The 8,393-nt window shown below is 54.4% G+C and carries 8 protein-coding genes; 1 reads left to right on the top strand and 7 read right to left on the bottom strand.

Going from position 1 to position 8,393, the window contains the following annotated elements; all coding sequences use genetic code 11:
• Window positions 1-203: 203 nt before the first annotated feature.
• On the bottom strand, window positions 204-728 hold the full coding sequence (locus HMPREF3277_RS06785; protein ID WP_070870466.1) for a ClbS/DfsB family four-helix bundle protein: 525 nt from the start codon (window positions 726-728) through the stop codon (window positions 204-206).
• A 78-nt stretch (window positions 729-806) separates the two neighbouring features.
• Window positions 807-1,919, bottom strand: a complete 1,113-nt coding sequence (locus tag HMPREF3277_RS06780) for an ABC transporter permease (RefSeq protein ID WP_070870464.1) — start codon at window positions 1,917-1,919, stop codon at window positions 807-809.
• 325 nt (window positions 1,920-2,244) lie between these two features.
• Between HMPREF3277_RS06780 and HMPREF3277_RS06775 the strand changes: the two genes are divergently transcribed.
• On the top strand, window positions 2,245-2,703 hold the full coding sequence (locus HMPREF3277_RS06775) for a phage tail protein (protein WP_070870463.1): 459 nt from the start codon (window positions 2,245-2,247) through the stop codon (window positions 2,701-2,703).
• Between the two features lie 114 nt (window positions 2,704-2,817).
• Here HMPREF3277_RS06775 and HMPREF3277_RS06770 read toward each other — a convergent pair whose 3' ends face one another.
• From HMPREF3277_RS06770 to HMPREF3277_RS06750, 5 genes are all read right to left on the bottom strand, one after another.
• Window positions 2,818-3,510: an aspartate/glutamate racemase family protein gene (locus HMPREF3277_RS06770; RefSeq protein WP_070870461.1), complete on the bottom strand. Its 693-nt coding sequence runs from the start codon at window positions 3,508-3,510 to the stop codon at window positions 2,818-2,820.
• A gap of 37 nt (window positions 3,511-3,547) precedes the next feature.
• Window positions 3,548-3,898, bottom strand: coding sequence for an MmcQ/YjbR family DNA-binding protein (locus HMPREF3277_RS06765; protein WP_019271349.1), 351 nt, complete (start codon window positions 3,896-3,898; stop codon window positions 3,548-3,550).
• 77 nt (window positions 3,899-3,975) lie between these two features.
• Complete coding sequence (locus tag HMPREF3277_RS06760; RefSeq protein WP_070870459.1) at window positions 3,976-7,098, bottom strand: ABC transporter ATP-binding protein/permease; 3,123 nt, start codon at window positions 7,096-7,098, stop codon at window positions 3,976-3,978.
• 51 nt (window positions 7,099-7,149) lie between these two features.
• The gene (locus tag HMPREF3277_RS06755; protein ID WP_070870457.1) at window positions 7,150-7,776 is read right to left on the bottom strand and encodes a hypothetical protein; all 627 of its coding nucleotides are present in this window, start codon (window positions 7,774-7,776) and stop codon (window positions 7,150-7,152) included.
• 88 nt (window positions 7,777-7,864) lie between these two features.
• The gene (locus tag HMPREF3277_RS06750; protein WP_070870456.1) at window positions 7,865-8,311 is read right to left on the bottom strand and encodes an SUKH-4 family immunity protein; all 447 of its coding nucleotides are present in this window, start codon (window positions 8,309-8,311) and stop codon (window positions 7,865-7,867) included.
• Window positions 8,312-8,393 lie beyond the last annotated feature (82 nt).

Genomic DNA, 8,393 nt, shown 5'->3' with positions numbered 1-8,393 from the left:
TCTCCCCGTGGGAGAGGGCTAGGGAGAGGGCAGCGAACCGTCAGGTTTGCTTTTTAGCGATCCTCGGTTTTGCAGAAGCTCTGCCCAGAAAAGCCCTAACTTGTTCAAGAACGGCAAAAGGTCGTCCCACCAGGAGGCTGCGCACTCTGAAAACAAGCAAAACGAGTTTCGATAAAACAAGTAGAGGTAATTTCTCTAAAAAATTACTCATCCGCCCTATTCCCCACCTCCCTTTTCCACTTCCGAATCTTGGTGCGGAAATTGGTAAACGGGGCGACTGTGTTGATATGTATCCACTTCCACAACGGCCATTGCGCGGCAGTTTCCGCCCATTTTCTCTGCCCTGCAAGAAACAGCTCGTCTTCGCTCAAACCCTCTATCCATGCACACAATTCGGCGGTTTTCCCGCGCAGCATCGCTTGTTGTTCCGCCAAAGTGTAAACGCTGTAAACTTGATAGAAACGTTGGTATAAACCGCCCAAGTTATTCCATTTGAAGCCTTCGGCAGGCGTATGCACCTCTTCGCCCGCCTGTTCGCGCCGTTCCCAATCCAGCAGGGAATGGACCCAGCCCAGTTGGTAGGACAAATGTTCCGAAGGCGTTTTGCCGCCGTCCGCCGCACGAATATTTCTCGCACTTTCGGGTATATCGGCAAACTCGGCGAGATACTTATCCAAGGCCGTCTGAACGGCATCCAATAATGCTTGTTTGTTCGGGTAATTTCTCACGGAAGTTCCCTTTTCAGTTTTAGCGAAACTCGCTTCGCTCGTTTTCAGAGTGCGCAGCCTCCTAGCGGGACGACCTATCTAACCCTGCCGTTCCAGCATCCCTTGAAACCGCAACAATGCCAGCCACAAGAATCCTACGCCGATACAGCCCATAATCAGCATATGCCCCCACACGATTTCAATCCCCGCGCCGCGGAACAGGATGTCTTGAGAAAACTTCACAAACTGCGTCAGCGGCCAATATTCGCTGATCAGTTGCGCCGCGTGCGGCATGTTGCTGCGCGGGGATGCGCCGCCGGCAAACAGGTTCATCACGATATACACCGGCAACATCAGCATACCGAACTGCCCCATCGTCGATGCGAACGTGGCAATCATGATGCCCAGCGACGCCACCGAAAACAGGAACAACGCCAGCCCTACCGCATAAAGCGGCACCGAGCCGATGAGCGGCACGCCTATGCTCAAATGCACGATAAACCACAGCGACGACAATGCTGCCACCCAAATCACGGCGGCATTTGCCAGCACTTTGCCCATCATCAGTTCGAACGCATTGACCGGCATCACCAGCAAATGCTCGATTGTGCCGCGTTCGCGTTCGCGGATAACCGCCGCCCCCGTCAATAAAATCAGCAACATACACGACATCGAGCCGATTTGCGAAGTCGGCATGAACCACGCGCTTTCGCCGTTGGGATTGTAATAAGTATTGATGACGGGGTTGATTAACTCCGGCCGCGTCACGCCGGTGAATTCGTAAATTTCGCGGTTGATAATTTGCGAAAGATAAGACGCGCCCACCCCCGCCTGCGTCATCGACGTCGCATCAACCCAAAGCTGCAAATCAGGATTATGCCCCGCCGCCATGTCGCGCTGGAAATTGGGCGGCACTTCCAAAATAAAGGTGAACTCGCCCTTATCCATCAATTCGTCCGAATCCTCGCGCCGCACGTCCTCTACCGGTTTGAAAAACGGATGCTGCACGGCATCGCGGATACGCATGGACAAGACCGAACGGTCTTGGTCGATGATGCCGACGGTGGCATTTTTCAAATCCGATCCGACCTGTGACATCTGATAAATCGTGGCGGTAAAGATATACCCAATCAGCACCATCAGCACCGGATCAGTCAGCACGCTGCGGAACTCTTTGAGCATCAGGGTCAGAATGTTTTTCAGGGTACGCATGGGGATTCCTGTTGGTAGCTTGCTTTCTCAAAGGTCGTCTGAAAAATTGTCCGGCTGTTTTTCAGCTTTACAGCCTCGGTTTTCCCATTAAAAGTCCGGCAGCAGGTTCGCCGTGTACACACAATAGAGTCTGTTTTTTCCTAAAAAAATCCGTCGAAACACATCGGATAAAGTCAATGCTTATGGAATCGGCTACCACGCTGCTTGGTCAATCCAACTCGTTTAGTCAGACCGACGATGTATAATTATGTTTTTCAAATAAGGTCTTTGGGATCAGCTTTGATTTCAGACGACCTATTTCATCAATCCAATCTAAGGAACTATGATGTCCGTCAAACCTTTACTGCTCTGCCTGCTTCTCGCTTCCCCTGCCGCTTTTGCCGGCAATCTGTCCTGCCATGAAAGCCCGAAATCCACAGGCAACCCCGAACTCGATGCCATCGTAACCCGCTACGAATGCCGTTACACCGGTTCGCTGCAACAAGCCTACTCCGTCTTTATGAAGCAAGGTTACAACGGCGAAGCGCCCTACCCTAAAACCGTTCCTTCCACCCTGCCGCGCAAAAACCTGACTCTGAACGGTAAAGAAAAAATGGACTGCGGCAACACGGAAAACGCACAACCCGAAACCTTTGAATGGTCCTTCAAACTGCGCCGTAAAAATCCCAACCATATCAATATGGAATACCAAAGTTTGGATTGCGCTTCAGGCGCTCATACCGATACGGAATTTAACCGCAACGGAAAAACCGTCAAAATTATTCACAAAGTTTACTCTTCATAAGCGGATAACATCTATATCCTGAAATTTGGCGTTTGCCGCATCATGGGTGGGACTACGGATAAACTGATACGAAATGGCAAACCCACTCCGTAGCAGTTTAATCAGGAGTCCCACTTATTCCGTCAGCGCTGCATCCACCGCCGCAAGCGCATGGATGGCGGTACTGTCGAACACGGGCAGCGGGCTGTCGGTTTCGTTCACAAGCAGGCAGATTTCGGTGCAGCCGAGTATCACGCCCTGCGCGCCTTCGTTTTTCAGACGGCCTATCACATCGTAAAAGTAGCGGGCGGATTCGGAGTGGATGCGGTTCAGGCACAGTTCGTCAAAAATAATGCGGTGGATTTCGTCTTGTTCAGCGGCGGTCGGAGCTATGGTTTTCACGCCCTGCGAATCCATGCGCTCCGTATAAAAACCGTCGCTCATGGTAAAGCGCGTGCCGAGCAGGCCGACGGCGGACAAGCCCTGCCGTTTGATGGCGGCGGCGGTGGCATCGACGACGTGCAGCAAGGGGATGCCGGCCGCCTGTTCGATGGCGGGGGCGACTTTGTGCATGGTGTTGGTGGCGAGCAGCAAAAAATCCGAGCCGCCCGCTTCCAGCTTCCGCGCGCTTTGCGCCAACACGTTTCCCGCCGCCGCCCAGTCGCCGCTTTTCTGCAAACGGACGATTTCTTCAAAATCCACGCTGTCGAGCAGGATTTTGGCGCTGCGGTTGCCGCCCAAGCGGCGGTTGGTTTCGCGGTTGATGATTTGGTAGTAGAGCACGGTACTTTCGGGGCTCATGCCGCCGATGATGCCTATGGTTTTCATGTTTTTCCTTTCGTTTGATGTGTGAAGTTAATCAATCCTAGCGCGTCAGCACGAAGCTGTCGTCTATCAGCCGCCACACGTTTTCTGCGGGCGTTTGCGCCAATACGATACTCAACCAGTGTTCTTTGTTCATGTGGTAGGCGGGCAGAATGCCTGCCGTTGCGCGCCATGCGCCGATGTGTTCGGGGCGGCATTTGACGTTGACGATTTCCGTCAGACCGCCCTCGCCCCTGCCCAGTTTTTCAGACGGCACGGGCATATACAGGCAGAACCATTTGCGGTTGCCCGTGTGGCGGAACACGGCAAAGTCGGGAGATTTCGCCCACGGATATTCCGCCGCCGCGCCGTAACGTTCGGCCAGTCCGTCAAACAGGGTTGTTCGGTTCATGGCGTTTCTTTCTTTAATAGTGGGTTAAGGTTCGGGTCGGGCATCAAGACCCGCCTGCTGAGTTTTCAGACGACCTCTCACTTCTCCTGTTTCTTCAACAACACGCACGCCAGAATCAGGCTGGTGGCGGCAAAGGTGGCGATGGCGGCGTATTCATGCAGCAGGTCTGCGGTGTGCAGCCCTTTGGTGAAGCTGCCGACGCTGACGGTGTAATACCACGACGACGGGAAGGTTTTGCCGATAATCAGCGCGCCGCCTTCCATGGTGGACAGCGGGTAGAGAAAGCCGGAATAGGTTTGCGCGGGGATCATGGTGATGATGGCGGTGGCGAAAATGGCGGCAAGCTGGGAGCGCACGAAGCAGGAAATCAAAAGCCCCAGCGCGGTGCTGGCGGACACCATCAAGAGCGTGCCGACGGCGAGTCCGGTAAACGAGCCTTTGAGCGGCACGCCGAACAGGTAAATAATCATCAGCATCATGGCGGCGAAATTGACCATGCCGACGGCGATATAGGGAAGCTGTTTACCGATCAGATATTGCGCCACGGCGGCGGGCGATGCGTAGAAATTGGCGATGGAACCGATTTCGCGTTCGCGCACCACGCCGACCGCCGACATCATGGCGGGTATCATCATCAACACCAGCATCATCACGCCCGGGGCGATGGCGTTGATGCTGTTGAAATCCTGATTGTACATAAAGCGCGGTTCGATGCCGGTGGGGGCTTTGAGCGAAACGGGCAGCCCGCTTTCGGCGATGCGGTCTTTGGTGTAGGCGGTGATCAGGCTGCCGATGTAGCCGCGGATGTTGGTGGCGTTAAACGGCATGGAGCCGTCCACATAAAAACCGACTTCGGGTTTGAGTCCGCGCGCCAAATCGCGCCCGAAACCGCTCGGAATATCGATGACCAATATGGCGCCGGAGCTTTTGAGCACGGTGTCGATTTCGGCTTCGGACTGTATCGGCGGCTGTTGGAGGAAATAGCGCGAACCGTCGAAATATTCGACCAGCTCGCGGCTGGCGGCGGTTTGGTCGCGGTCGTAAACGGCGAATTTCAGATTCCGCACGTCAAACGAAATCCCCCATGATACCGACGCCATGATAATCAACGGGCCGAACACGGCGAAAAACAAACGGATTTTGTCGCGCAGGAGTTCTTTGGCTTCGCGACGGGCGAAAGTCCAAATCATGGAAAACCGGTATTTGAAATTTTGGGTGTTTGGGTTGTCTCGTAGGGTGTATGAACTTTGTTCACGCACGCCGTTTTGGGTTTCAGACGACCCTATATCTTTTCCTTGAAGGTCGTCTGAAAGTTCAGAATGCCTGTCGTCCGATTCCCCTTCCGCGTGCGTGGCTTGCGCCACACACCCTACGGTCGGTTCGGACAATTCCGCTTTATTGTTCACCGGTAGGGTGTGTAAACCTTGTTCACGCACGCCGCTTTGGGTTTCAGACGACCCTGTATTTTTTCCTTGAAGGTCGTCTGAAAGTTCAGAATGCCTGTCGTCCGATTCCCCTTCCGCGTGCGTGGCTTGCGCCACACACCCTACGGTCGGAGTTTCCGCCGGTAGGGTGTGTGAACTTTGTTCACGCACGCCGTCTGTATTTTGGCGAAACTCGCGCTGTTCACTTTCAGAGTGCTCAGCCTCCTGTCGGGACGACCTTTCCCCACCTTCCCCGCCTTCCGCTTCAATCAGATACTGCACAAACGCTTCTTCCAAATCCGGCGCATTCTGCCTTACCGCCAGTTCGGCGGGTGTGCCCACCGCCAGCACGCGGCCTTTGTGCATAAAGGAAATGCGGTCGCAGCGGGCGGCTTCGTTCATAAAGTGGGTGGAGACGAAAATGGTGATTTTGTCTTCGCGGGAGAGTTTCAGAAGATGCCGCCAGAACATATCGCGCGCGGCGGGATCGACCCCCGAAGTCGGTTCGTCCAAAATCAATACTTCGGGGTGGTGCAGGCAGGCGGCGGCAAGTTGCAGGCGTTGGCGGATACCCAGCGGCAACGATGCGGGTGCGGTGTCGGCAACATCCGCCAAATCAAACTGTTGCAGGGCTTCTTCCACCGCCGCCGCGCCTTTAGCGCCCATCTGGTAGAGTCTGGCGTGCAAATCCAGATTGCGGCGCACGCTCAGTTCCTCATACAGCGAAAACGCCTGCGACATATAGCCGACGCGCATTTTCGTGTCCAAGCCGCCCGCGTCTATCGGCTTGCCCAACAACGTGGCGGCGCCTTCTGTCGCTTCTAACAGGCCGGTCAGCATTTTCATGGTGGTGGACTTGCCGCAGCCGTTGCTGCCGAGAAAGCCGAAAATCTCGCCTTTTTGAATGGTGAAGCTAACATGGTCCACAGCGGTAAAAGCGCCGAAACGCTTGGTCAGCCCGTGCGCTTCCATCGCGGGCGGCGCATCGGGGTCGGGGACAAACGGCGTAATGTCCAAACCGCCCGAACCCTGCTGTTTCTCCGGCGGCAGCATTTTGACATAGGCCTCTTCCAACACGTCGGTGCCGTAATCCGCCAGCACGTCGGCGGTAGGCTTGTTTTCCAGCAGCCTGCCCGCGTCCATCGCCAGCAGCCGCTCGAAACGTTGCGCCTCTTCAATATAGGCGGTCGCCACAATCACGGTCATGCCCGCGTGTTCCCGCCGCAAATCGTCCACCAACGCCCAAAACTGGCGGCGCGACAAAGGATCCACGCCCGTGGTCGGTTCGTCCAGAATCAACAAATCCGGGCTGTGCACCAGCGCACAGCACAAACTCAGCTTCTGCTTCATCCCACCCGAGAGCTTGCCTGCCGCCCTGTCGGAAAACGGCGCAAGGCGGGTCGCCTCCATCAGCCGCGCAATCTGCCGCGTACGCTCCTGTCCGTCCAAACCAAACAGCCGCGCGTGAAAATCGATATTCTCATACACCGACAAGGTAGGATACAGGTTGCGCCCCAAACCCTGCGGCATAAAGGCGATGCGGTGCGACAAGTCCCGCCGCACGTCCTTGTCCGTCATATCGCCGCCCAACACTTCCACCCGTCCGTCCTGAATCACTTTCACACCCGCCATCAGCGAGAGCAGCGTCGATTTGCCCACACCGTCCGGCCCGATCAAACCGACCGTCGCGCCTTTCGGAATGTCCAGCGACACATCGTCAAGCGCAAGGGTCTTGCCGTAGCGGTGGGAAAGGTTTTGGATGGAAACGGTGTTCATCAGAATTTCCTTAATCTGCTATTTGTTTTTTCAGACGACCTCAAGCCAACATCATCCCCAAAACGCTTCTTCAAATCCTGCCGCGCATTCGGGCGGCAGTTCTCTGTACAGCAAATCGTGCAATGCCGCACTCAATTCTGCAACCGTACAACAGCCTTCTTCATCATAAACCGCCCTGCCCTCTGCCTGCCATTTCTGTTCAAAATCATAAATAGCCAACAAAGTTTGCATCAATGCAGCCACGGACGGCGCGACAAGGCGGCGTTTTTCCACCGTGCCGTAACCGGTCATCAGCCAATAAACAGGGCTGTCAAGTGCAGCGGTATCGGCAAAAAGAATCGAATCGTCAGACATTACGCCAAACACTGCCCATTCTTCGCGCCAGCCTTCTATCGGCAGATATTGTTCGGCTTTGAGGTCCCAGCCAAACGCCCAATCGTTCCAAATATCCGGCAGCCTTGCATAAGTCAGCCATTGCAAAAACAGGGTTTCCATTTCCAGCCAATAATCGGCAAGCGGGTTTTCACTCCGCCACGCGCCGTCCATATGGCGGTAAAACCCGTCCAACGCGCCCAAATGCAGATGCCGCCCGCCTTCCAACGGCGGCAATTCTTGCGGCTCTTGTTTGTAAGGAAGACCAAAAGTTTTGGCAAAGGTTTGAATCAGTTTATCGTTCATAGCATTGACCGTCATGTTACGCAGATACAGCGTTAAATTGATTTTAGATGGCTTGGGTCTCTATACTACTTTTCCTCAACGGAAAGTTTTACAATTTTTCAGACGACCTCTCTGCCTCCAGATAACGATGCTCCGGCATACCGACATTCCGCGTAACAGGATTATCCATCAACGGAAAAAAGCCCTCCTCCAGCTCATACAGCAACTGTCCCCAAAAAGCATCTTCCGCAGCCGCTTCAGGATCGGCTTGCTCCAGCCAACGGGTCAAGTTTTCAGTTATTTCTCCATCTTTCGTCAACCCACCTTCTAGAACAAAGCCTGACTTGAGCAGGAACACTTCTGCCATCAAACGGCAATAAGTCTGCACAAACAAATCCAAACTGCTGCCGGCAAACACCAGTTCCTTCTCCCAAGCATTTTCCGCCTCGGGTGAATACAGCCACACCCGTCCGTCCGCACCAACGATAAAATAAGCTCCGCCGTAACCGTACTTACCGAAACAACGCACCTCACCGAGCGGCGTATCAATAGACACCGTTTCATCGGAAAAGCGGACGAAGTATAGTCAATTAAAAACAAAATGGTACAATACTCAACTTTGAAGGTCTAACCATGGC

Source organism: Neisseria sp. HMSC70E02, from assembly GCF_001838645.1.
In the GTDB taxonomy this organism is placed as follows: domain Bacteria; phylum Pseudomonadota; class Gammaproteobacteria; order Burkholderiales; family Neisseriaceae; genus Neisseria; species Neisseria macacae.
This window is presented reverse-complemented; position numbering and strand designations above follow the sequence as displayed.

What these genes read in the sequence shown, in the direction of transcription:
- HMPREF3277_RS06770 (WP_070870461.1), bottom strand. Translation starts at nt 3,510, where the DNA reads ATGAAAACCATAGGCATCATCGGCGGCATGAGCCCCGAAAGTACCGTG.
- HMPREF3277_RS06760 (WP_070870459.1), bottom strand. Translation starts at nt 7,098, where the DNA reads ATGAACACCGTTTCCATCCAAAACCTTTCCCACCGCTACGGCAAGACC.
- HMPREF3277_RS06780 (WP_070870464.1), bottom strand. Translation starts at nt 1,919, where the DNA reads ATGCGTACCCTGAAAAACATTCTGACCCTGATGCTCAAAGAGTTCCGC.
- HMPREF3277_RS06775 (WP_070870463.1), top strand. Translation starts at nt 2,245, where the DNA reads ATGTCCGTCAAACCTTTACTGCTCTGCCTGCTTCTCGCTTCCCCTGCC.
- HMPREF3277_RS06755 (WP_070870457.1), bottom strand. Translation starts at nt 7,776, where the DNA reads ATGAACGATAAACTGATTCAAACCTTTGCCAAAACTTTTGGTCTTCCT.
- HMPREF3277_RS06765 (WP_019271349.1), bottom strand. Translation starts at nt 3,898, where the DNA reads ATGAACCGAACAACCCTGTTTGACGGACTGGCCGAACGTTACGGCGCG.